At 72.3% G+C, this 23,530-nt stretch carries 19 protein-coding genes and 1 pseudogene; 9 read left to right on the top strand and 11 right to left on the bottom strand.

Annotated features, from left to right (window positions below):
- Nucleotides 1-132: 132 nt before the first annotated feature.
- The 6 genes from Sfulv_RS01625 to Sfulv_RS01600 all read right to left on the bottom strand — a co-directional run bounded on the left by Sfulv_RS01625 (nucleotide 133) and on the right by Sfulv_RS01600 (nucleotide 7,696).
- Entirely contained in the window at nucleotides 133-1,170 is a 1,038-nt protein-coding gene (locus Sfulv_RS01625; RefSeq protein ID WP_246352964.1) for a M36 family metallopeptidase, read from the bottom strand.
- A gap of 119 nt (nucleotides 1,171-1,289) precedes the next feature.
- Nucleotides 1,290-2,693, bottom strand: a complete 1,404-nt coding sequence (gene lpdA / locus Sfulv_RS01620) for a dihydrolipoyl dehydrogenase (protein ID WP_173310568.1) — start codon at nucleotides 2,691-2,693, stop codon at nucleotides 1,290-1,292.
- 171 nt (nucleotides 2,694-2,864) lie between these two features.
- Complete coding sequence (locus Sfulv_RS01615; RefSeq protein WP_218578029.1) at nucleotides 2,865-3,542, bottom strand: ATP-binding cassette domain-containing protein; 678 nt, start codon at nucleotides 3,540-3,542, stop codon at nucleotides 2,865-2,867.
- Entirely contained in the window at nucleotides 3,539-4,477 is a 939-nt protein-coding gene (locus Sfulv_RS01610) for an ABC transporter ATP-binding protein (RefSeq protein WP_173310566.1), read from the bottom strand. The genes Sfulv_RS01615 and Sfulv_RS01610 overlap by 4 nt, the downstream gene beginning before the upstream one ends.
- Nucleotides 4,467-6,197 (bottom strand): ABC transporter permease subunit, encoded by a 1,731-nt coding sequence (locus Sfulv_RS30005; RefSeq protein WP_173310564.1) that lies wholly within the window; start codon nucleotides 6,195-6,197, stop codon nucleotides 4,467-4,469. The genes Sfulv_RS01610 and Sfulv_RS30005 overlap by 11 nt, the downstream gene beginning before the upstream one ends.
- A complete protein-coding gene (locus Sfulv_RS01600) occupies nucleotides 6,194-7,696 on the bottom strand; it encodes an ABC transporter substrate-binding protein (RefSeq protein ID WP_246353339.1) in 1,503 nt (500 codons plus the stop codon). Before Sfulv_RS01600 ends, Sfulv_RS30005 begins: the two co-directional genes overlap by 4 nt.
- 338 nt (nucleotides 7,697-8,034) lie before the next feature.
- Here Sfulv_RS01600 and Sfulv_RS01595 point away from each other — a divergent pair, with 338 nt between their 5' ends.
- Nucleotides 8,035-8,730 carry a type 1 glutamine amidotransferase domain-containing protein gene (locus Sfulv_RS01595; protein WP_173310560.1) on the top strand — a complete coding sequence of 232 codons (696 nt, stop codon included), beginning with the start codon at nucleotides 8,035-8,037 and terminating at the stop codon, nucleotides 8,728-8,730.
- A 144-nt stretch (nucleotides 8,731-8,874) separates the two neighbouring features.
- On the opposite strand, the gene Sfulv_RS01590 is transcribed toward Sfulv_RS01595, so the two are convergent.
- Nucleotides 8,875-11,487, bottom strand: a complete 2,613-nt coding sequence (locus Sfulv_RS01590) for an ATP-binding protein (protein WP_173310558.1) — start codon at nucleotides 11,485-11,487, stop codon at nucleotides 8,875-8,877.
- Nucleotides 11,488-11,931: 444 nt separating this feature from the next.
- On the opposite strand from Sfulv_RS01590, the gene Sfulv_RS01585 reads away from it, so the two are divergent.
- The 5 genes from Sfulv_RS01585 to Sfulv_RS01565 all read left to right on the top strand — a co-directional run bounded on the left by Sfulv_RS01585 (nucleotide 11,932) and on the right by Sfulv_RS01565 (nucleotide 17,304).
- Entirely contained in the window at nucleotides 11,932-13,311 is a 1,380-nt protein-coding gene (locus Sfulv_RS01585; protein WP_173310556.1) for an aminotransferase family protein, read from the top strand.
- 82 nt (nucleotides 13,312-13,393) lie between these two features.
- Entirely contained in the window at nucleotides 13,394-14,038 is a 645-nt protein-coding gene (locus tag Sfulv_RS01580; protein WP_173310554.1) for a nitroreductase family protein, read from the top strand.
- A gap of 55 nt (nucleotides 14,039-14,093) precedes the next feature.
- Nucleotides 14,094-15,098, top strand: coding sequence for an aldo/keto reductase (locus Sfulv_RS01575; RefSeq protein WP_173310552.1), 1,005 nt, complete (start codon nucleotides 14,094-14,096; stop codon nucleotides 15,096-15,098).
- Nucleotides 15,099-15,167: 69 nt separating this feature from the next.
- The gene (locus Sfulv_RS01570; RefSeq protein ID WP_173310550.1) at nucleotides 15,168-16,307 is read left to right on the top strand and encodes an acyl-CoA dehydrogenase family protein; all 1,140 of its coding nucleotides are present in this window, start codon (nucleotides 15,168-15,170) and stop codon (nucleotides 16,305-16,307) included.
- Nucleotides 16,308-16,344: 37 nt separating this feature from the next.
- On the top strand, nucleotides 16,345-17,304 hold the full coding sequence (locus tag Sfulv_RS01565) for a 3-oxoacyl-ACP synthase III family protein (RefSeq protein WP_173310548.1): 960 nt from the start codon (nucleotides 16,345-16,347) through the stop codon (nucleotides 17,302-17,304).
- Between the two features lie 101 nt (nucleotides 17,305-17,405).
- On the opposite strand, the gene Sfulv_RS01560 is transcribed toward Sfulv_RS01565, so the two are convergent.
- Nucleotides 17,406-17,888 carry a MarR family winged helix-turn-helix transcriptional regulator gene (locus Sfulv_RS01560; RefSeq protein WP_173310546.1) on the bottom strand — a complete coding sequence of 161 codons (483 nt, stop codon included), beginning with the start codon at nucleotides 17,886-17,888 and terminating at the stop codon, nucleotides 17,406-17,408.
- 113 nt (nucleotides 17,889-18,001) lie between these two features.
- On the opposite strand from Sfulv_RS01560, the gene Sfulv_RS01555 reads away from it, so the two are divergent.
- Complete coding sequence (locus Sfulv_RS01555) at nucleotides 18,002-18,412, top strand: organic hydroperoxide resistance protein (RefSeq protein WP_173310544.1); 411 nt, start codon at nucleotides 18,002-18,004, stop codon at nucleotides 18,410-18,412.
- Between the two features lie 33 nt (nucleotides 18,413-18,445).
- Here Sfulv_RS01555 and Sfulv_RS01550 read toward each other — a convergent pair whose 3' ends face one another.
- Nucleotides 18,446-19,456, bottom strand: a complete 1,011-nt coding sequence (locus Sfulv_RS01550) for a PHP domain-containing protein (RefSeq protein WP_173310542.1) — start codon at nucleotides 19,454-19,456, stop codon at nucleotides 18,446-18,448.
- Nucleotides 19,457-19,578: 122 nt separating this feature from the next.
- Nucleotides 19,579-21,494, bottom strand: a pseudogene (locus Sfulv_RS01545) (ABC transporter ATP-binding protein).
- Between the two features lie 258 nt (nucleotides 21,495-21,752).
- On the opposite strand from Sfulv_RS01545, the gene Sfulv_RS01540 reads away from it, so the two are divergent.
- Together Sfulv_RS01540 and Sfulv_RS01535 are read left to right on the top strand one after the other, a co-directional pair.
- Complete coding sequence (locus tag Sfulv_RS01540) at nucleotides 21,753-22,250, top strand: peptidylprolyl isomerase (protein ID WP_173310540.1); 498 nt, start codon at nucleotides 21,753-21,755, stop codon at nucleotides 22,248-22,250.
- A 148-nt stretch (nucleotides 22,251-22,398) separates the two neighbouring features.
- Nucleotides 22,399-23,082: a ribonuclease H family protein gene (locus Sfulv_RS01535; protein ID WP_173310538.1), complete on the top strand. Its 684-nt coding sequence runs from the start codon at nucleotides 22,399-22,401 to the stop codon at nucleotides 23,080-23,082.
- A 56-nt stretch (nucleotides 23,083-23,138) separates the two neighbouring features.
- Here the strand turns inward: Sfulv_RS01535 and Sfulv_RS01530 are convergent, their stop codons facing one another.
- Nucleotides 23,139-23,513: an ATP-binding protein gene (locus Sfulv_RS01530; protein WP_305961400.1), complete on the bottom strand. Its 375-nt coding sequence runs from the start codon at nucleotides 23,511-23,513 to the stop codon at nucleotides 23,139-23,141.
- Nucleotides 23,514-23,530 lie beyond the last annotated feature (17 nt).

Genomic DNA, 23,530 nt, shown 5'->3' with positions numbered 1-23,530 from the left:
CCCCGGACGCCCGGCTGTCCGGGAACCTCCCGGCGTCCTGCGCGCCGAACACCTCACCGGCCCCGGCGCGGGGAGCGGCGACGGCATGGCGCTCCCCGCGCCGGCTGCCCGCCCGCCTCGACAGCTCGCCGGTTACTGGACGCCCGGGATCTCGCGCCCCCTGAATCCGGCGCGGACCGCCTCCGCCACGCCGTCGCCGTACATGCTCCGCGCCGTCGCGATCGTCGTCAGCGCCGCGTCCTGGAAGCTGGTGCCGGGCGCGAAGCCGAACTGGGCGTTGATGATGACGCGGTCGGCCACCCTGGCACCGAGCGCGCGCCGGATGTCGAGCAGCGCACGGGACCAGATCTCCCCGTCCGCGTGCACCGAGCCCACCCGGTCCCCGTACACCTTGTCCGTGTCGATGCGGCGCAGGCAGTGCGGAGCGGCGCTGTAACTGACGGAGTCCCAGTCCGCCACGCACGCCGGGTCGGCCTTGAGCGGCCAGCCGTAACGGGCGGCGGCGTGGGTGCCGACCCCGACCGCGAGGTAGTCACCGAACGCCTCACCGATGGCCCCCGCCTCCACCGACGTGCCGAAGCCGGGCACCTGGGCGTGGTGCACCGCGTGTCCGTACTCGTGCACGATCACCTCGGCGTCCTCGGCGTCGTCCACCCCGCCCTTGCCGAAGCGGATCTCGGCCTTCTTGTCGGTGAAGTAGGAGTTGTCCGCACCCCACTGGTTGATACGGACCGGCTGCGCCCGGTCGTTGACGCCCGGGAGGTCGCTGCCGAAGCCGAGGCCCTGGAGGTACTCCTGCGCCTCGTTGGTCCAGAAGTAGGCCATGACCTGCTCGAACTGGTCGTCCTGCCGGGTGTACGCGGCGGCGTCGGCGGTCCGCGCCGACGCACCCGTGTCCGACCTGACGTAGGCCCACCGCCCGGAGAGCCCGCCACTGCCGTCGAGGTTGCGCAGCGCGGCCGAGGCGTAGGCCGACGCGGGCACCGCGCCGGCCGAGTCCTTCGCGTCGAGGAGTGACTGGTCGCCCGAGGACTGGACGGGGTTGACCATGAAGACGCTGGCGGCCGGGGCGCGGTCCGTCCCGGCGGCCGAGGCCGCTCCGACAGTGGTGAGCAGAGCCGTGACGGCGGTGGCCGAGGCGATCAGCGCGCGGGGTGTGCGGCGAGCCATGTACATCCTCCGTTGTGGTGCGGGTGGCGCCGGAAGCGGGGGGTGGCGCGGGCGCGATCCTCCCGTACGGGCGGGGCTTTGAACAGCCCCCGGAACACGGTGGCCCCCAGCCGCCCGGCTCAGAAGTTGATCATGTGTCCGGCGAGCCCGTGGACGGCCTCCTTGACGGCCTCACCCAGCGTCGGGTGGGCGTGCACGTTACGCGCCACCTCGTGGACGGTGAGGTCCCACTGCTGAGCGAGCGTCAGCTCGGGCAGCAGCTCGGTCACATCCGGCCCGATCAGATGGGCACCGATGATCTCGCCGTACTTCGCGTCGCTGAGGATCTTGACGAAACCGGTCGCGTCGCCGAGACCGTGCGCCTTGCCGTTCGCCGTGAAGGGGAACTTGGCGACCTTCACGTCGAAGCCCTGCTCCCGGGCCTGCGCCTCCGTCCAGCCGAAGCTGGCGATCTGGGGCTGGCAGTACGTGGCGCGGGGGATCATCCGGTAGTCGAGCTCCATCGTCTCGGCGTCCGCGATGGTCTCGGCGGCGATGACACCCATGGCCTCCGCCGCGTGGGCGAGCATCAGCTTCGCGGTCACGTCGCCGATGGCGTAGATGTGCGGCACGCTGGTGCGGCAGCGGCCGTCCACGTCGATCGCTCCCCGCTCAGTGAGGGCGACGCCGGTCGCCTCCAGCCCGTAACCGCTGACGTTGGGCGCGAACCCGATGGCCTGGAGCACCTTGTCGGCCTCCAGCACCTTCTCGGCACCGTCCTTTCCGGTGACCATGACGCGGACCTGGGGCCCCGACTCGTCGATCGCCTCGACGCGGGTGGAGGTCAGGACCTCGATGCCGAGCCTGCGGTACTGCTTGGCCAGCTCCTTGGAGACGTCCTCGTCCTCCAGCGGCGCCACCCGGTCGAGGAACTCGACGATGGTGACCTTCACCCCGTAGTTGTGCAGGACGTACGCGAACTCGATGCCGATGGCGCCGGCGCCCGCGATGACGATCGACTGCGGCACGCCGTCCGCGAGGATCTGCTCCTCGTAGGTCACCACGCGTTCGCTGCGGGCGGTGCCGGGCAGCAGGCGCGGGGTGGCGCCGGTGGCGATGACGCAGTGGTCGAACGTGACCGTCCGCGTGGTGCCGTCGGGCCCGGCCACCCGCAGGGTGTTCGCGTCGAGGAAGGTGCCCCGCCCGTCCAGCTCGGTGATGCCGTTCTTCTTCATCAGGTAGTGGACGCCCTTGACGCGGCCGTCCGCGACTGTACGGCTGCGGCGGAACGCCTGGCCGTAGTCGAAGGAGACGCTCCCCTCGACCTGGATGCCGAAGGTCTTGGCCTCGTGGTTGACGATGTGGGCGAGCTCGGCGTTGCGCAGCAGCGCCTTGGTGGGGATGCAGCCGACGTTGAGGCACACCCCGCCCCAGTACTTCTCCTCCACGACCGCGACCCGCTTGCCCAGTTGGGCGGCGCGGATGGCGGCGACGTAGCCGCCGGGGCCGGCTCCGAGTACGACGACGTCGAAGCGCTCGTCCATGACTTGTCCTTAGGGTCGAGGTGATCCGTAACCGAGGGCATACGCTGGCCCCTTCACCCTAGGGGGTCCCGTCCGCGCCGCTCCGGAGCCGGGTGCGCTGAAGCCTGCGGGCCAGGGCGGCGGACGGCCGAGCTCGCGGACCGCTGCCGGGGAGCAACGACTCCGGCGGCGTCATGACGCCGTCAGTCTGCCCTCGCGCATCGTCAGGACCCGGTCGCTGAAGTGCCGCACCGCCGCCAGGTCGTGGCAGATGAAGAGGTAGCCGAGCCCTCGGGTCTCCTGCAGTTCGAGCAGCAGGTTGAGGATGCCGGCGCGCATCGACGGATCGAGGGCGGACACCGGCTCGTCCAGGATCAGCAGCTCGGGATCGCTCGCCAGCGCCCGGGCGATCCCGGCGCGCTGGCACTGCCCGCCGGACAGTTCGTGCGGGAGCCGCCCGCCGTGTTCCCCGTCCAGGCCGACCAGGGCGAGGAGTTCGCGGACCCGCCCGGGACCCGTGGCGGCCGACCAGCGGCCCTGGGCGCGGAGCGGTTCGGCGACCTGGTCGCGAATGCGCCGACGGGGGCTGAGCGAACCGTACGGGTCCTGGAACACCGGCTGGACACGCGGCCGGACCGCCCGCAGTTCGCGCTCGCCCAGTGCGGTCAGCTCCACGCCCCCGAAGCGGATCTCACCACTGTGCGGCCTGCGCAGTTGCAGGACGGCGGCGGCCGTGGACGACTTTCCGCAGCCGGACGGACCGATCAGGCCGACCGTCTCGCCCGCGTCCACCTGGAAGGAGACTCCGTCGACCGCGGTGGTCCTCCCGTACCGCACGACCAGCTCGCGGACGTCGAGCAGGGGGCTCACACGGACTCCAGGTGGTCGAGGTGACAGGCCACCTCGCGTCCGTCGACGCTGCGCGCCGCGGGCCGCTCGGTGTGGCAGCGGACGGTGGCGTAGCGGCAGCGGGGTGCGAACGCGCAGCCCGCACCGAGGGCGCCCGGGGCGGGCGGACGCCCCGGGAGGGTGGGCAGCCGGGACTTGCGGGGCGTGCCGGCGGTGGGCAGGCAGGCGAGGAGGGCTTCGGTGTACGGGGCGAGCGGCCGGCGCAGAATCCGGTCCACCGGGCCGTACTCGGCCGGCCGGCCCGCGTAGAGGACCACCATCCGGTCGGCGTGCGCCCCCACCGCCCCGAGGTCATGGGTGACCAGCACGAGGGACGCGCCGGCCGCCGCGCACCGGTCACCGAGGACGCCGAGCACCTTGTCCCGTGTCCCGGGATCGAGAGCCGTGGTCGGCTCGTCGGCGACGACCAGTTCCGGACGGTTGACCGTGGCCATGGCGATGACGGCGCGCTGGCGCATGCCGCCCGAGAGTTCGTGGGGATACGCGGAGACCCGCGCGGCCGGGATACCGACCTCCGCGAGCGCCTCCCGGGCCCGGGCCAGTGCGTCCCTGCGGGACAGGCCCTGTACCGACCTGACGGCCAGCGCCAGTTGACCGTCGACCGGGAGGACGGGTGAGAGCGCGGACAGCGCGTCCTGGGGTACCAGCGCGATACGCCGCCCCCGGTCGGCGGCGGTGACGGGCGTCCCGCGCAGCAGCACGCTCCCCGAGACGGCGGCCCCGCGCGGGCACATGCCGAGCAGGGCGCGCGCGGTGACCGACTTCCCGGCGCCCGACTCACCCACCAGGGCGAGGACCTCACCCGGCCGGACATCGAAGGAGAGGCCGCTCAGGGCCGGTACGCCGTCGAAGTCCACGCTCAGATCGCGGACCGACAGCAGGGCGTCAGACGGCAACGGGGGCCGCCTCCTTCCGGACGGGCGCGCGGCGCGGTCCGCCGCGCCGGGTGTGCGCCGACAGGGCCACGGCGAGCGCGGCGAGGAGCGCCAGCGCGACCGCGGGGGCGAGGGCGGCGACAGGGGCCCGCTCGATGTAGTCGGCGGACTCGTCGAGCAGGAGACCCCAGTCGGGGGACGGCGGCTGGGCGCCGAGACCGAGGAAGCCGAGCGAGGCCAGGGCCAGCGCGATGCCCGGCAGACGCAGGACCGCGTGCCGGGAGACCGGGCCGGCCACCGAAGGCAGGACATGGCGGACCATGATCCGGGCCGGGCTCGCCCCGATCGCCTTCTGCGCCGACAGGAACGCCGAGGCACGGACCTCCTGGGCGAGGGCGGCGGCGTGCGCGGCCAGCGGCGGCCAGGAGATGAGCGCGACGGCGAGTGCGGCACCTCCCGCCCCGGGGCCCGTCGACGCGGCCACCAGCATGCCGACGATCACCGGCGGCAGTGCGTTGGCGATATCGGCCAGGCCGGTCGCCGCGTTCGGCAGGAACCCGAGAGCGAGTCCGATGACCAGGCCGATGAGGCAGACGGCCGCCGCCGTGCCGACCGTCGAGCCCGCCCCGTGCCCCAGCCGGGCCAGCACGTCACGGCCGAGGGCGTCGGTCCCCAGGGGGTGCGCCCAGGAGGGCGCGGTGAGCCTGGCGGTGGTGTCGATGACGTACGGATCGCGCAGCAGCCCCCAGCCGGTCACGCCGGCCAGCAGCGTGCCCAGCACGGCCGGTACGGCGGGGGAGACCCGTACCGGACGGGCCGCGGGCAGGGTCAGAGCCGCGTCGCGCAGGGCCGGGCCGAGCAGCTGTGCGCGCAGGGCGGCCGACGCGACGCCCACCAGGAGCCCGAGCGCCAGCAGCGCCAGGACCGCGCCCTGGAGCAGCGGAAGATCCTGGGACCTGGCCGCGCCGAGGGCGGTGCGGCCGAGCCCCGGCACCGCGAAGACCGTCTCGACGGCGACCGCGCCGCCGGTCAGGCCCACCGCGGCCATGCCGAACTGCGGGATCAGCGGCGGCAGGACCCGGCGCAGGGCCGCGGTGGTGACGGCACGCCGGCCGACGCCCGCGCCGCGCCACAGCTCCACCCAGCGTTCGTCGAGCGCGTCGGGCAGCGCGTCGGCGACCAGCCGGCCCAGGAGCGCACCGGCCGGTATCCCGAGCGCGAGGGCGGGGAGGACCATGTGGGCGGGCCCGCCCCAGCCGGAGGTGGGGAACCAGCCGAGCCACACCCCGGCGACGACGAGGAGGAGCAGGGCGACCAGGTACTCGGGGACCGCGGCGAGCATCGCGCCAAGCGTCCCGGCGCCGCCCCGGCCGCGTACCAGAACCGGCAGGGCCAGAGCGGTCCCCACCAGGAGGGCGACGGCCAGGGACGCGCCCATCAGGGCGAGCGACACCTGGAGACCGGCCGTCACCGAGGGCAGGACCTCCGAGCCGGACACCCACGAGACTCCGAGGTCGCCGCGGATCAGTCCGGCCGCCCAGTGCCCCAGCAGCCCGAACGGCCCCGCGTCGAGCCCGAGGTCCTCGCGGATCGCGTCCAGTGCCTCGGCGGTGGGTTCCTGCTCGGCCGATCTGGCCCGCAGCAGACTCAGTGCCGGGTCCTTGCCGGACAGCCAGGGCAGCAGTCCGACGAGAGCGAGCACGGCGGCCAGTCCGGCCGCCCGGGTGAGCGCCGCCCTCACTTGACGTGCGTGCGGATCGTGACGAGTTCACGTTCGCGCGGGTCGTGGGCCGCGCCCCTGACGCCCGCCGCGTCACCCTGGATGACCCGCTCGTGCAGCATCGGCACGGCGGCGTCCGTGGCCAGCACGGCTGCCTCGGCGGCCATGACCGCCTCGCGCCTCGCGTCACCGGCCGGGGTCTGCGAGGCGGTGGTCAGTGCCTTGTCGACACCGGGGTCGGAGAGCTGCGCGAGGTTGAAGGACCCTTCACCGGCGAAGTCGCTGTACAGGTACGCCGCCGGGTCACCGGAGTCCAGGACCGTGGCCCGCGACAGGACGAACGCGTCGAACTTCCCGGCGAGGGCGTCCGCTTCGATGGTGGCGTACTCGCGGACCTCCAGCTTCACCCGGAAGCCCGCTGCCTGGAGCTGCTGCTGGAGGATCTGGGCCACCTCGGGAAGCTCGGCCCGGTCGGTGAACGTGCCGATCGTGATCTCCGCGCCCCCCGGATCGCCGGCCGCCGCCCGTACGGGCTTCTCACGCAGCTCCGCGGCCCAGGGGAGGGCCGGGCCCAGCAGCCCTTCGGCGAGGTCGGCCCTGTCCTCGTACACACTGCTCACGATCTGCTCCGCGTCGACGGCCGCGCGTGCCGCGGCCCGGACGCGCGCGTCTTCGAACGGTCCCGAGCCGGCGTTCAGGTACAGGGTGTTGGTACGCGGCATCGGCACCTCGTGGATCAGCTCCGGGTCCAGGAGGCGCGCCTGCGAGACGGGGACCGCCTCGACGATGTCGGCCTCGCCGCTGCGCAGCGCGGCGGCCCGCGCGGTGCCGTCGGGCACGAACCTCACATCGATGCCGGCCGCCTTCGCCCGGCCGCCCCAGTAGCGGTCGTAGCGGTCGAGCGTGGCCGTGGTCGTGCCGCCCACCTCGACGAGTTCGAACGGGCCCGTGCCCGCGCCCACCGGGCTGACGGTCCTGCCCCGGTACGCCTTGGCGGCGAGGATCGACAACTGCGGGGAGCTGAGCCGCTGGGGGACCAGCGGATCGGCCGCTGCCGTGGTGACCGTCACCGTGCGGGGGCCGGTGGCGCGGGCGGTGAGGGTGACGCCGTCGAGGATGCGCGGCTTGGGCGAGGCGGTGGCGGCGACGGTGAGGGACTTCACGACGGAGCGTGCGGTGAAGGCGGTGCCGTCGTGGAACGTGACGCCCTCGCGGAGGGTGAACGTCCAGTCCTTGCCGCTCTGCCGCCAGGAGGTCGCCAGGGCGGGCCGTGCGTCGCCGTCCGCGTCCAGCCGGGTGAGGGTCTCGGCGGTGGACCAGCGCGACAGCTTGAACGCGTCGTCCGTCAGCGGGGAGAGTCCCGCGCGCGGCGGTTGCATCATCGCGACGCGCAGGCGGGAGTCACCACCGCCTGAGGAGGGGCCGGCCGCGGCGAAACAGCCGCTGAGCAGCGCCGCCGCCGTGCTCAGACCGATCGTGGACAGGAGGCCCCGACGAGGTGTGCGGGGATTCTCGAACAGACGCAAGGGGGACCCCAACGGGATGCGAGGAGTGGGTGAAGCCGATGCGCCGACCCTAGCATTATGACAATCATGTTCAGTTACGGGAGTGGATGGCCGGCTCCGCCCGGAGTTCCGGCCCGGGGTGGACGAGGGGCGCGCCATCGGGCCGCTACCCGCACCCGCCGCTCGGAGAGCCCACGTGCGCGTCACCGTCGCAGCCGGTGTCCGCGACCGGGAGGCCGGTGCCCTGGTTGTTACGTCATGGTTATCGGCCTACCGTCGGCAGAGTGCCGCCCCGGCGGCTCCGTAATCCTTACTTCGGGCCCGGATGGGCCCACCCCTCGGAGAAGAGCGAGATGTCCAAGATCCTTTTCGTAGTGACCGGCGCCGACCACTGGACTCTGGCCGACGGCAGCAAGCACCCCACCGGCTTCTGGGCCGAGGAGGCCGTGGCCCCGTACGAGGCGTTCAAGGCCGCGGGCCACGAGATCGTCGTCGCCACCCCGGGCGGCGCCGTACCGACGGTGGACCGGGGCAGCCTGGCCCCCGGTGCCAACGGCGGCCAGGAAGGCGCCGACCGGGTGGCGGCCGCCCTTGAGTCCTTCACCGAACTCCGGCACCCGGTCCCGCTGGACGGCGTGGACCTCGCGGACTACGCCGCGGTCTTCTACCCCGGCGGACACGGGCCCATGGAGGACCTCGCCGTCGACCCGGTCTCCGGCCGTCTGCTGGCACGGGCACTGGAGTCGGGCAAGCCCCTCGGCATCGTCTGCCACGGCCCGGCCGCGCTGCTCGCCGCACGCGACGACGACGGCACGAACCCGTTCGCCGGCTACCGGCTGACGGGCTTCACCAACGCCGAGGAGACCCAGGCCGGTCTCGCGGACCAGGCGAAGTGGCTGCTACAGGACCGCCTGGTCGAGCTGGGCGCGGACTTCCAGGAGGGCGAGCCGTGGGCCCCGTACATCATCGTCGACCGCAACCTGGTCACCGGGCAGAACCCGGCCTCCTCGGCTCCGCTCGCGGCCGAACTGCTCAAGAAGCTCGGCTGACCACGGTGCCGGCTGCCGGGCGGGCCTGAAACCGCACGGCGGCCGGTCCTCGCAGGACATTCGCCTGCCGGGCGCTCGCCGGGCCGGATGACGCGCCGTGCCCAGCACCCCCGTGCGGGGCGCGGCGCCGTGAGGAAAGGCGCCTCACCCGCTCCAGCCGTAGCCCGGCACCGAGGTGGGAGTGGTGCCGGGCGTCAGGAGCGTCTCCGCGCACGGTTCCCCCTCGACCGGCGCTCCCGCCGCCAGTTGCAGTACGTGCAGCATCTTCCGCAGCCGGCGCCGCGCGTCCAGCTCGGAGTGGCCGTCCGGGGGTTCGTCGCCGGAGGCCGCGTCCCAGACGGGGCGCAGGGCCTGCGGGTCCCCGCCCAGGATGGTGACCAGCAGGTGGGTCGCCGGCCATGAGGCGACCACTTCCCCGCCCAGGCTCAGGGTGACCGCCTCGGCCGGCAGCCCGGCCTCCCGGGCCACCTCGGCCGTCGACAGGGTGGATCTGTCGAACAGCGCGCTCAGATACCAGCGCAGCACCCGCGCCGCGGCGTGCTGCAACCGGCCGGAGGGCCGGGTGAACATCCAGTCGAGCGGCTTGCGCGAGGCCGGGCCGTCGCGGGGCTGGAGCCGGTACGGGCCGGTGGCGCGACGGCGCGATTCCGGTTCCGGACAGCTTCCCCCGGGCATCTCCTGGCGCACGGTGTCGCGGACCAGCGGTTGCACGAAGTCGATGTGCGAGGAACCGTCCGCTCTCATGCGCAGCAGACCGGCGCGCAGCGCCCTCGCCACGTCATGGGCGGACGCCCCGGCCGCGACGGCCAGTTCCCGCAAGGTGTCCGTGGTGCTCTCGGGACCGAGGACGGCGCAGGCGTTCAGGACGGCGAGTACGCCGGACGGAATACCGGACAGTCTCTCCGTGATCACTTCCGCCAGTCTCGGCGGCAGCAGCTCGTTGACCTGACGGGCCGTCGTCGCGTCGTCCACCGCTTCGAGGAGCCCGAGCAGCAGGAACGGGTTACCGCAGGACCGTTTCTGCAAGGCCGCGCACAGGGCGGGGTGGGCGCGGGCGCCGAGAGAGGCGGCCATGATGCCGTGGCTCTCCTCCGGCGGCAGCCCCTCCAGCCGGATCTCCTCCGTGTGCGGCATCTGGAGCAGGCGCGCCCGGGTGGCCCGCCAGCCCGGATCGTCGGAGACGCGGAAGGCGCGCGCGGTGACGACGAGCAGCAGCGAGGACTCGGCCGTCTGCTCCAGGAGGAAGCGGGTCAGCGCGAGCGAGGGGAAGTCGGCGCGCTCGAAGTTCTCCAGGACGATGACCAGCGGGCGGTCGGCGAGGGCCACCAGGAGCCGGCTCACCGCTTCCTGGAAGGCGAACGTCCCTGCCGCGGGGAGGCGCGAGGGCTCTCCCGCCGGGTCGCCGTCCGGCTCGGGGAGGAAAGGATCGAGGAGCGGATCGAGGTGCCTGCGCACGGCCGGCGGCAGCGCATGAATCGCCTCGGGCCGCCGGGCGGCCGCCTGGCGCAGTACCTGGAGCCACGGCCAGTACGCCGGCATGTCGTCGTCCGGAGGGCAGTAGACCGTGAAGACATCGATGTCAGACGCGCGGCACCGCTCCCCGAACCGCTGGAGCAGCCACGTCTTGCCCACCCCCGCCTCTCCCACCACGAGGACACCGCGTCCGCTGCCGCGGCCGGCCGCCTCCAACGCGGCCGACAGCCTTTCCAGCTCGGCCCGCCGCGTCCGCGGCGACCCCGGCTCGGCAGCGGCCGCCGCTGCTGGTGGTGGGGCGGCCGGCGGGAACACCGGCGCGGCGGCCGGTTCCGCCGCCAGGCCGGAGCCTTTGGCGGCTGGGTGGCCGGCCGGCGGGAAGCCGGGCGAACGAGGCCACGCGACGGGAGGCGTGGGCGGCGGGGCGGCGGGGGCCGGGTGAGTGCGCCGGAGCGCGGGATCGTGCCGGAGGATTCTCTCGTGCACCTGCCGTAACTCGGGGATGACATCGGCCCCGAGCTCCTTGGCGAGGGACTGCCGGGTGCGCTCGAAGGTGAACAGCGCGTCGGCCTGCCGGCCGCACTGGTACTGGGCCCGCATCAGCTGGTGCACCAGGCGCTCGCGCAGCGGGTGGAGGTGGACCTCCTGCTCCAGCACGGGAAGCAGCTCCTGGCTGCGGCCCAGCGCGAAGGCGCACTCGGCGCACTCCTCCAGGGCGGTCAGCCGCAGGTCGCCCAGGCGGGACGCCTCCTGGGAGGCGAAGTCGTAGTCCGTCAGGTCCTCGAAGGGAGGTGCTCCCCAGCCGTGCAGTGCCTCGGACAGCAGATCGTAGGCGTGCAGCGCGTCACCCCGGTGGCGGGTGGCCATGCCACGGCGTACCGCCTGCTCGAACCGCAGGACGTCCACGTGCTCCGGCGGCACGGTCAGCACGTATCCGGGGGAGCGGTGTCTGAGCTGGAGCTGCACCCCACCGCTCAGCGGCCGGTCCGCCACCAGTCTGCGCAGCCGTGAGATGTACGACTGGAGGGTGGTGACCGCCTGGCCGGGCGGTCTGTCCCCCCAGATGTTGTCGACGAGGGACGAGAGCGACACCACCTGGCCGGCGTTGACCAGCAGCAGGGCCAGGACGGCGCGACGGCGCGGTGGTCCCAGCTCCACCGGACCTTCGGGCGTGCGTACGGTCATCCTGCCGAACGCGGAGATCACGACTGGGGTGGCGGTGCTTTCCGGTGAGTGGATGAACCGGCGAGCCCCGTCGACGCTCTGGACCAATCCCTCTGTCATAAGCCCCTTGCCTCTGTGGTTCGCGAAGCGGACGGCTCGCCGGCAAGAGGTCAACGCGGTCGGTGGGAGGCGCGTGCCGACCGCGGTGAGTGCTCCGGCCCGACGCCGAACCGGTCATAACGTACCAACCGTGACGCGCCGAACACAGGGTGTGTTCGGCCAAACCCTTCCGGGACGGAGGTGGCCGGCGGCGGATGAGCGGTGAGCCGCACGGGAAACGCCTGCGAAACGGGGGATGCCGGGTGCCCCGGAGGCGGACGCGGGCCTCCCCGCCTTGTCCCGGGCTTGTGGATCACTGGACGAACGGCGTGCGCCGTGATCATGCCGACCGCATACGGCCGCTGGCAGACTCCCGTCCATCCGGTGGCTGTTCACCGCCGCCTTCCCCACATCCCTCCCGAGTCCACAGCACCCCCGTGCCCGTCTGTACAAAGGAGCCCGCCCATGTCCGTGTCCCCCACCGTGCCGGTCACCGCGTCCACCGCGTCCGGGACGGCCGACTGGATTCAGGCCGACCGTGACAGGCTGATCCACCCGAACCTGCCGGCCGGCAGGAAGGACCGCATCGTCATGGTCGAGGGCAAAGGCTGCCGCGTCCGCGACAGCACGGGCCGCAGCTACCTCGACGCCGCCGCGGTACTGGGCATGGTGCAGGTGGGACATGGGCGCGGCGAACTGGCCGACGTCGCCGCCGCGCAGATGAAGGTGCTGGAGTGCTTCCACACCTGGGAGATGATGAGCAACGACAAGGCGATCGAACTGGCCTCGCGGCTGGCCGAGTTGGCGCCTGCGGGCCTGGAGCGCGTCTTCTTCACCAGCGGTGGCGCCGAGGGCAACGAGATCGCCCTGCGGATGGCGCGCTACTTCCACTACCGCGCGGGCCGGCCGGAGCGCACCTGGGTGCTCGCCCGCAAGCTGGGCTACCACGGCATCGGCTACGGCAGCGGAAGCGTGTCCGGACTCCCCGTCTACCACGAGGGGTTCGGGCCGACCATGCCCGACGTCCACCACCTCACGGCGCCCGACCCGTACCAGATCCAGCAGTACGGGGAGGAAGGCGTGACGGACTTCTGTCTGCGGGAGCTGCGCGAGACGATCGAACGGATCGGACCCGGCCGGATAGCGGCGATGATCGGCGAACCCGTCATGAGCGTCGGCGGCGCGGTCATTCCCCCCGCGGACTACTGGCCGCGGGTGGCGGAACTGCTCCGGCAGCACGGCATCCTGCTGATCTTCGACGAGGTGGTGACGGGGTACGGCCGCACCGGACACTGGTTCGCGGCGGAGCACTTCGGTGTCACTCCCGACATCATGGTCACCGCCAAGGGCCTGACCTCGGGTTACGTTCCTCACGGAGCCGTGCTGGTCAGTGACGAGGTGACCGAGACGATCACCGGGAACGGGTTCCCCATCGGGTTCACCTACACCGGGCACCCCACGGCCTGCGCGGTGGCCCTCGCCAACATCGATCTCATCGACCAGGAGAACATGCTGGAGAACGCGGCCAAGACCGGGGCGTACCTGGCAGAACGGCTGGAAGGGCTGCGGGACCTGCCCGTGGTCGGCGAAGTCCGCCAGCTCGGCCTGATGCTCGGCATCGAGCTGGTGGCGGACAAGGGGACGCGGAGCCCGCTCCCCACCGGCACCGCGCCCGTCGCGACGGCCCTGCGCGAGGAAGCGGGCATCATCCTGCGCGGCAACCCCCGCGCACTGCTCATCAATCCGCCCCTGGTGCTGAGCCGCGACGAAGCCGACGAGCTGGCCGACGGCCTCTACGCGGTGCTGCGACGGGTGGACCCCGACGGCAGCGTCCGGGCAGCCTGACTCCGAACCGTCCGCCACTCCTGGCGACCCCGCAAGCACCACCTCTCGTTGCTCCGTGTCCGTATCGAGGAAAGGGCCCCCCATGTCCCTCTTGGACCTCACCCCCGACGAACTGCTGACCACTACGCGCTCCGTGCGCAAACGGCTCGATCTGACCCGTCCCGTTCCGCTCGACCTGGTCAGGGAGTGCCTGGAGATAGCGCTCCAGGCGCCGTCCGGCAGCAACCGGCAGACCTGGCACTGGATGGTCGTCACCGACAAGGACCAGCGGGCCGCCATCGGCGAGTACTACCGGCGGGCGGTGCGGACCTATCTGACGTCCGAGGGCTCGTGCGCCTCGCTCTACGCGGACCACCCGGTCCGCCATCCCCAGCAGCAACGCGTCGGAGACAGCGTCGCCTACCTCGGCGAGCACATGGCGGACGTCCCCGTCCTCGTCATCCCGTGCCTGGACGCCAAGGAGGCGCCGGAGTACAACGAGGCCGGTATGTGGGGCTCGGTCATCCAGGCCGGGTGGAGTTACATGCTCGCCGCCCGCGCCCGTCGCCTCGGCACGGCCTGGACCACGCTCCACCTGATGTACGAGAAGGAGATCGCCGAGCTGCTGGGCATGCCGGACGGTATCGTGCAGGCGGCTCTGATCCCGACCGCGTTCTCCATCGGCACCGACTTCCGGCCCGCCGCCCGTCAGCCACTGGACTCCGTGCTGCACCTGGACACCTGGTGAGGGGCGGCCGCCCGGGTCCGGAGCACCTCCCTCTCCCCGTACGGACAGGACACCGATGACGACCGCTCCACCACCGCTCCCCACCCACCGCCTCGGCAGGCTGAAGGTGCCGGCCCAGGGCCTGGGCTGCCTCAGCACCACGTCGTTCTACGGGGTCGCCGACCCCGCGGAGGCCCTCGCCACGGTGCACGAGGCGATCGACCGCGGTGTCGCGCTCCTGGACACCGCCGACGTCCAGGGACTCGGCGAGGGGGAGCGGCTGCTCGGACGGGCCGTCGCGGGGCGGCGGGACCGCGTGCTCCTGTCCACCAAGGTCGGTCTCGAACGTGACGCGCAGGGCAAGTTCCTGGGCGTGCGCGGGGACCGGGCCTACATCCGGGAGCGCTGTCACGCCTCCCTGCGCCGCCTCGGCGTGGACCACCTGGACCTCTACGTCAAGCACTGGGCCGCCCCCGGCGAGGACATCGAGGAGGCCATGGGTGCGATGGCGGAGCTCGTCGCGGAGGGGAAGGTGCTGGACGTGTGCCTTTCGGAGGTCTCCGCCGCCACCCTCCGCCGCGCGCACGCGATCCACCCCGTCACCGCGGTCCAGAGCGAGTGGTCGCTCTGGAGCCGGGACGTCGAGGTCGAGATCCTGCCGGTCTGCCGGGAGCTCGGTGTGGGCCTGATCGCGTCCAGCCCGCTGGGCCGGGGCTTTCTGACCGGGCGCATCCGCTCGGAGGCGGACCTCGGCCCCGCGACGGACTTCCGGCGCACACTGCCCAGGTTCGACCCGCCGCATCTGCGCCGCAACGTGGCGGTGGTGGACGCGCTCCGGCCCCTGGCCGACGCGCACGGCATCACCGTCGCCCAACTCGCCCTGGCCTGGCTCCACCAGCAGGGCGACGACATCGTCCCCATCCCCGGGACCGCACGACGGGACCACCTGGCGGAGAACCTCGCCGCAGTCTCGGTGCAGCTGTCCGCCGACGAACTGGCGGCGGTGGCCTCGGCCGTGCCGGCGAACGCCGTGCACGGTGACCGCTACCCCCCGTTCCTCATGACGCTGGTCGGCAACTGACCGCCGCCGTCCACGGTGTTCCGTCCGTCGCCCACCCCCCACACGCCCCCTACGGGAAGGTATGGAAGCGTGAAGTTCCTGCACCACGATCTCGCCGCCTGCGAGAGGCTGTTACCGGGTCTCGCCGGCCGGCTGGCCGACGTACCGTTCGATGAGCTGGAGTCGGCGCAGAGCCCCGCACTCGCCCTGTTCAAACAGTACGGTGGCCCCAACCTCCTGATCCCGGGCGAGTACGACGGCATCGGCGCCTCGGCCCTCGACGCGGTCCGGGTCGTCCGTGCGCTGGGGTCGCTCGCCCCCTCCCTCGCGGTGGCGACCGCGATGCACCACTTCTCGGTCGGGATGCTCTACTCCCTCTCGCCCCTCTACGGCGACGACTCCAAACTGCGCAAGACCGTCCTCGACGTCATGGCGGAGAAGCGGTCGCTCCTGGCCTCGGGCTTCGCGGAGGGACGGTCCGGCCGAGGCATCCTGAGCCCCGCGGTCCAGGCCCGCGAGACGTCCGGCGGCTACCTCGTCAGCGGCTCGAAGAAGCCGTGCAGCCTGTCGCGCTCCATGGACCTGCTCACCGCCAGTGTGGGCGTGAGCGGACGGGACGGCAGCCCGGAGATGGCGCTGCTGGTGCTGCCCGCCGACACCCCGGGCATCTCCGTCCACCCGTTCTGGTCGACGTTCCCGCTGGTGGCGGCGGAGAGCCACGAAGTCCGGCTGGAGGATGTGTTCGTCACGGACGAGGACCTGCTCCGGGCGCCCCCGGCCGCTGCCGAGAAGCTCGACGAACTCAACGAGACCGGCGTCATCTGGTTCCAGATGATCATCGCCGCCGCCTACACCGGTGTCGCCAGTTCCCTGGTCGCCCGCGCCCTTGACGAGCGGCGCGGTACGGCCGCCGAACGCGCCCAGCTGTGCCTCCTCGTGGAGACCGCCGCCTCGCTGGTCGAGGGACTCGCACGCCGGATCATGGACGGCGACCTCGGCAACGACTGCGCCGCCGCCTCCCTGTTCACCCGCTACTCCGTGCAGGACGTGCTCACCAGGGTCGTCGCCATGGCGGTCGAGACGCTGGGCGGCATGACCTACATCCGCTCGCCCGAGATCGCCTACCTCGCGTCCGCCGCCCAGGCCCTGGTCTTCCATCCGCCCTCGCGCTCCAGCATGAGCGAGGCCATCGACGCCTACTACGCGGGCAAGCCCCTCTTCTTCTCGTAGACAGCAGATCGGCACAACCGACCGGACGGAGCAGAACATGGCCGGAATAACGGACTTCGAGATCACCTTCCCGTCGGCGCGCAGAAGCGTCCGCGAGATGGCGGCACAGTCGGGACTCTCCGAGGATGACGTACGCGTCATCACGACGTGCGACAGCTACCCGGTCCTCGGGGAGGGGGAGACGGAGTGGGAACTCGCGCTGCGGGCCGCGCAGCAGGTGATGAAGCGGACGCAGGTGCCGCCCTCGGCCGTACGGACCGTGATCTACGCCGGTACGGGGGAGTGGGACAAGGCGTTCTGGTCACCGGCGGCGAAGGTGGCGCAGGAGCTGGGCATCACGGGGGCGTACTGCTACGAGCTGACGAACTACTGCAACGCCGTGACCGCCGCGCTCCAGATCGGCAGCGACGCGCTGGCCGGACGCGAGGGCGAGTCGGTGCTCGTGCTGATCGGCGACCGGGTGAGCACCCTGCTCGACTACGGCGATCCCACCGCCAAGGAGATGTTCAACCAGGGTGACGCGGGCGGCGCGTTCCTGCTGTCGTCGGCCGGCACCACGGCGGAGGTCCTGGGCTCGCGCCTGCGTACCGATCCGAGCTGGTGCGACTACTACTCCGGTGTCCGTGACGGTGACGGGATGATCATCCGGCGGAACGGCGACCGGGACGGCCTGGCCGAGGCGTACGCGGAGAACTTCACCACTCTGATCACGGAACTCCTCGCCTCGCTCGGCAAGGACGTCACCGACGTCGCCTACCTGCTCGTCACCCATGGCAGCAGGCCCATCCACGAGCGGCTGCTGAGGGACCTGGGCCTGCCGGAGAGCCGGAGCGTCCTCAACTACCACCGGCTCGGTCACATGGGTGCCGCGGACACCTTCATCGCGATGCAGGAACTCATCGCCGCGGACAAGCTCGCGCCCGGCGACCTGGTCCTGCACGCGACGAGTGCGCTCGGGTTCAGCTGGGGGGTCATGGCCATGGAGTACAAGGGCTGACCTCTCGTACCCGGGCGCTCACAGGTGCGCCGGGCAGCGCGGGGGCGGCCCTGCCGGCGAGGAGTCCACGGCGCCGGCCGAGGCCGTCCTGCCCCGTCCGTTCAGCCCGGGTGCGCCGCGTCGAGGGACGAGGCGAGCCGACCGAGAACGTCTCGCAGCTCGGCGGCCTCCGCCGCCGAGAGCCCGCCGGTTTCGAGGACCGCGCGCGGAACCGGCAGGGCGCGTTCGCGCAGTTCCGCGCCGGCGTCCGTGAGGTGGACGGTCACCGCGCGTTCGTCCCGCGGACCGCGCACCCGGACGACGAGTCCGGCCGTTTCCACCCTTCTGAGCAGCGGGGACAGGGTCCCGGAGTCCAGACGGAGGCGCTCTCCGATCGTTTTGACCTGTTGCGGTCCGTGCTCCCACAGCACGAGCATCACGAGGTACTGGGTATAGGTCAGCCCCAGATCCCTCAGCGCGCTCCGGTACACCCCGCCGAAGGCCCGCGAAGCGGCGTGCAGGGTGAAGCAGACTTGGTGGTCGAGGCGCAGCAGTTCCGCGTCCGGGGCGGGCGGGAGGGCGGCGGAGGCCGGCGTAGGGGTCATGACTCCAGGATACTCCTCGCGGGCTATCAGGTTGTACACAACTGAATTGTGTGCCATTGTTTGTTGTCAGGGGTGACCGGGCCGGTCACCGCGACAGGAAAGAAGGGCATTCCATGGACGCGCTCTACACCGCTGCCGCCACCGCCAACGGCCGGGAGGGCCGGGCCGTGAGCTCGGACGGGCGGATCGACCTCGCCCTGGCGCCGCCGCCGGCGCTCGGCGGCAACGGCGAGGGCACCAACCCCGAGCAGCTCTTCGCCGCCGGGTACGCCGCCTGTTTCGCCAGCGCGATGCAGTCGGTCGGCCGTCGGATGAAGGTGGACATCGAGGACGTCTCCGTGACGGCCGAGGTCTCCATCGGCAAGGACGACACGGGCTTCGGCCTCGCGGTCGTCATGCGGATCGAACTGCCGGAAGCGCTCGAGGGCGAGACGGGCCGCAAGCTGGTCGAGGCCACCCACGCGTACTGCCCCTACTCCAAGGCGACCCGCGGCAACATCGAGGTCGAACTCGTCATCGAGTGAGCGTCATCGCCGAGGCGCCGCCCCGGTACAGGTTCACGACCCGCCGGTCCAGGCCAGCAGCTCGTCGGCGCTCCACGCCGTGACGACCCGCTCCGCCGGCACCCCGCACTCCTCCGCACGCGCACAGCCGTAGATCTGCCACGTGAGCTGGCCGGGGGCGTGCGCGTCGGTGTCGACCGAGAACAGCACACCCGCCTCGACGGCCTGCCTCAGCAGGCGCCGGGGCGGGTCGAGCCGTTCGGGGCGGCTGTTGATCTCCACAGCCGTACCGGCCTCGGCGCACGCGGCGAAGACCTGGTCCGCGTCGAACTCGGACTCCGGCCGCCCCCGGCCGGTCAGCAGACGCCCGGTGCAGTGCCCGAGGATGTCGGTGTGCGGGTTGCGGACCGCCGCAACCAGACGCCGTGTCATCGCGGCCGCGTCCATCCGCAGCTTGGAGTGGGCGGACGCCACCACCACGTCCAGCCGCTCAAGAAGCTCCGGCTCCTGGTCGAGCGAGCCGTCCGCCAGGATGTCGCACTCGATGCCCGTCAGCAGCTGGAACGGTGCCCACCGCTCGTTGAGCTCAGCCACCTCGGCCAGCTGCCTGCGCAGCCGCTCGGGTGACAGCCCGTTGGCCACCGTCAGCCGTGGCGAGTGGTCGGTCAGGACCGCCCACTCGTGGCCCAGCTCCCGTGCCGCACGGCCCATCTCCTCGATCGGGCTACCGCCGTCCGACCAGTCCGAGTGCAGGTGGCAGTCGCCCCGCAGCAGGGCCCGGAGCGCCTCACCGCCCGCTGCGAGCGGGGCGTCGGCCTCCGCCTCCAGCCGCTCCAGATAGCCGGGGACCGCGCCGCCCCGGGCCTCCCGGATCAGCTGGGCGGTCTTCGGCCCGATGCCGTCCACCGACTCCAGCGACCCGTGGGAGACCAGCTCCGCCAGGTCGTCCGGGGAGATCGCGGCGATCGCGTCGGCTGCTCTGCGGAACGCCTGCACCCGGTACGTCCTGGCCTGCGACCGCTCCAGCAGGAACGCGATCCGGCGCAGCGCGCTCACCGGCTCCATCAGCACCTCCGCGTGCGGTTGCAGGGTCTGCCACCAAGCTTCGCCGAGTCCCGCCCCGTCCGCACAGCGAACCCGTCCGCACAGCGAAGACGTGAAAGCGAGGGGCGGGACCCGGGGGTGGTTCAGCGGACGGGCTGTGCGCCGTGCGGCCGGCCCTCCTCGGGACGCTCCTCCGCTGCGGGGCGCTCGAACTGGGTGCGGTACAGCTGCTCGTACCTGCCGCCCGCGGCCAGCAGCTCGGTGTGGGTTCCGCGTTCCACGATCCGGCCCGCCTCGACGACCAGGATCAGGTCGGCGGCCCGTACGGTCGAGAGCCGGTGGGCGATCACCACGGCGGTCCTGCCCTCCAGCGCCTCGGCCAGAGCCTCCTGCACGGCCGCCTCGGAGGTCGAGTCGAGGTGGGCCGTCGCCTCGTCGAGGATCACCACGCGCTGGCGGGCCAGCAGCAGCCGGGCGATGGTCAGCCGTTGGCGCTCCCCGCCCGAGAGCCGGTATCCGCGTTCGCCGACGACCGTGTCGAGCCCTTCGGGCAGCGAGGCGATCAGACCGTCCAGGCGGGAGCGGCGCAGGGCGTCCCAGATGTCGTCCTCGGTGGCGTCCGGCCGGGCGAGCAGCAGGTTCGCGCGGACGGACTCGTGGAACAGGTGCCCGTCCTGGGTCACCATGCCGAGGGTCTCGCGGATCGAGTCGCCGGTGAGATCGCGTACGTCGACGCCGTTCAGCCGTACGGAGCCCGCGTCGGTGTCGTACAGCCGGGGGAGCAGCTGCGCGATCGTGGACTTCCCCGCGCCGGAGGAACCGACCAGGGCGACCATCCGGCCGGGTTCGGCGCGGAAGGAGACGTCGTGCAGGACCTCCGTGCCCTCGCGGGAGTCCAGCGTCGCGACGTCCTCCAGCGAGGCGAGGGACACCTTGTCCGCGGACGGGTAGCCGAAGGAGACCCCGTCGAACTCCACGGACACCGGGCCGTCCGGTACCCGGCGGGCGTCGGGCCTGTCGGTGATGAGCGGTTGCAGATCCAGGATCTCGAAGACCCGCTCGAAGCTGACCAGCGCGCTCATCACCTCGACGCGGGCCCCGGCCAGTGCGGTCAGGGGCGCGTAGAGGCGGGTCAGCAGCAGGGCGAGGGCGACGATCGCGCCCGGGTCGAGGGACCCGCGCAGCGCGTAGTACCCGCCGAGCCCGTAGACCAGGGCGAGGGCCAGGGCGGACACCAGGGTCAGGGCCGTGATGAAGGTGGCCTGGGCCATGGCCGTACGGACTCCGATGTCACGCACGTGGCCGGCCCGGGCGGCGAACTCCGCCGACTCCTCGGCGGGGCGCCCGAAGAGCTTGACGAGGGTCGCCCCCGGTGCGGAGAAGCGCTCGGTCATCTGCGTGCCCATGGCGGCGTTGTGGTGCGCGGCCTCACGCTGAAGCCCGGCCATCCGCGAGCCCATCCGGCGCGCCGGGACGACGAACACCGGCAGCAGGACCAGCGCGAGCAGTGTGATCTGCCAGGAGATGCTGAGCATGACGGCCATCGTCAGCAGCAGGGTGACCAGGTTGGAGACGACGCCGGACAGCGTGTTGCTGAAAGCCCGCTGTGCCCCGATGACGTCGTTGTTGAGCCTGCTGACGAGTGCCCCGGTCCTGGTCCGGGTGAAGAAGGCGATCGGCATCCGCTGGACGTGGTCGAAGACCGCCGTGCGCAGATCCAGGATCAGTCCCTCGCCGAGGCCGGCGGACAGCCACCGGGTGAGCAGTCCGAGGGCCGCCTCGGCCACCGCGATGACCGCGATGAGTACCGCGAGCCTGGTCACCACCCCGGAGTCGCGGCCCTGGATGATCGCGTCGACGACACCCCCGCCAGTACGGGGGTGGCGACCGCGAGGAGCGCGGTGACCACGCTGAGCGCCAGGAAGCGGTAGATCCGCCGTCGGTGCGGACGGGCGAAGGAGACGATGCGGCGCAGCGTCGCCCGCGAGAAGGGCCGTCGGTCCTTCTGTGCGGTCATCGCGCTGTGCAGCGACGACCAGGCGGTCATTTCCATGCTCATGAGTGGTTTCTCCGGTAGGTGTCGGGCGACGCGGGCTACCCGTCGGCCGGTACGGCCCCCGGGGGTTACGGAGAGAACGCTAAGACCTGAACCAAACCTGAGGTCAACCGTTCCGGGCTCCCCGTCCGGGAAACGGCAGGCGACGCGCCGGCCGCGGCGCCTGCTCGGGGGCCCTGACCACGTCCGATGGAGGCCGTGGGGGCCGGTGGAGGGGGGTGCCGTGCATCCGGAGGTGCCGGGGAATGTCAGGATGGCTTCATGACAATCAAGACCTACTTCGACATCACCATCGACGGCAAGCCCGCCGGGCGGATCGTCTTCAACCTCTTCGACGACATCGTTCCCAAGACGGTTGAGAACTTCCGTGCCCTGTCCACGGGCGAACCGGGCTTCGGCTACGCCGGCTCGCCGTTCCACCGTGTCATCCCGGACTTCATGCTCCAGGGCGGCGACTTCACCCGTCAGAACGGCACGGGCGGCAAGAGCATCTACGGTGAGAAGTTCGCCGACGAGAACTTCACCCTGAAGCACACCAAGCCGGGCCTGCTCTCCATGGCCAACGCCGGTCCGAACAGCAACGGCTCGCAGTTCTTCATCACCACCGTCGTGACGCCGTGGCTCGACGGCAAGCACGTCGTCTTCGGCGAGGTGGCCGACGACGCCAGCATGGAGCTGGTCCGCACGATCGAGTCCTACGGCTCGGGCAACGGCAAGACGAAGGCCGAGATCCTCGTCTCCGCCTCCGGCCAGCTCTGATCCTCGCCCTGTTCCACCCCGAGCGCCCCGGCCGGTGAATCCACCGCCGGGGCGCTCCGGTTCCCCGGGCCCCGCACGCCCGGCCCGGGCAGCCGCAGCGTTTCGGTGGGGGGAACCGGGCCGCTGCGGGGCTGGCATGATCAGGGGCATGGACGAGTGCATCATCGCCGCGTGTGACGGGGCGTCGAAGGGGAATCCGGGACCTGCCGCCTGGGCGTGGGTCGTGGCCGACGCGCAGGGGCGGCCGGAGCGCTGGGAGGCCGGGCCGCTGGGGACCGCCACCAACAACATCGCCGAGCTCACCGCCCTGGCGGAACTGCTGGAGTCCACCGACCCGGCCGTGCCGGCCGAGGTGCGCATGGATTCGCAGTACGCGATGAACGCGGTGACCAAGTGGCTGCCGGGGTGGAAGCGCAACGGCTGGAAGACCTCGGGCGGCAAGCCCGTGGCCAACCAGGAACTGGTGACGCGCATCGACGCCCTGCTCAGCGGCCGGAGCGTGACCTTCCGGTACGTGCCCGCGCACCAGGTGGGCGGTGACGCGCTCAACGCGGTCGCCGACCAGGCCGCGAGCGAGGCCGCCGTGACCCAGCGGGCCGCGGGGACGGCGCACGGCGCCGTCGAGCTTCCGGTGCCCGCCCCGGCCCGGTCGGCGAAGGTCGGAACCGGCAGCGGGGCGGCGAAGAGCGCGAGGAGCGCCACAGGCACGGGCACGATCCGGGCGAAGTTCGCCGGGCGGTGCCACTGCGGCACGTCCTACGCGGCGAAGGACACGATCGCCAAGAATCCGAACGGCTGGGGACACCCGGAGTGCCGCACCGCGCCCGCCTAGACGGACCCCGGGGGTGAACACGGGGTCCCGGGCCGGGGAGGGCGGCGCCCGCCAGGTCAGATGTCGGCCCAGACGAGCCGGCCGGCACCGCCCGCGCTCGTACCCCAGCGGGCGGCCAGCGCGTCGACGAGCAGAAGCCCTCTGCCGTCCTCCGGCAGGTCCTCCGGGTCTGGGCATCCGCCGTCGGGGGCGGCCGCCGCCACGTCCTCCGGCCGGGGCGGGGACGGGACGCGGCCCCTGCCGCGGTCCCAGACGCAGATGCGGACTCCGCGGTGCGAGCGCAGCAGACGGCACCGGATGCGGCGACTGTTGGTGTGCTGAACCGCGTTCGCGACCAGTTCGGTCACGACCAGGGCCGCGGCCTCTATCCGCTCGCTCGGTTCGCCCCAGGCGCGCATCGCCTCCTGCACCCGGCGCCGGGACTCCGGCACACCGTGGGGGACGCGGG

Source organism: Streptomyces fulvorobeus, from assembly GCF_013167895.1.
GTDB lineage: Bacteria > Actinomycetota > Actinomycetes > Streptomycetales > Streptomycetaceae > Streptomyces > Streptomyces fulvorobeus.
The sequence above is the reverse complement of the archived record's forward strand: the minus strand, read 5'-3'. Positions and strand labels throughout refer to the sequence as shown.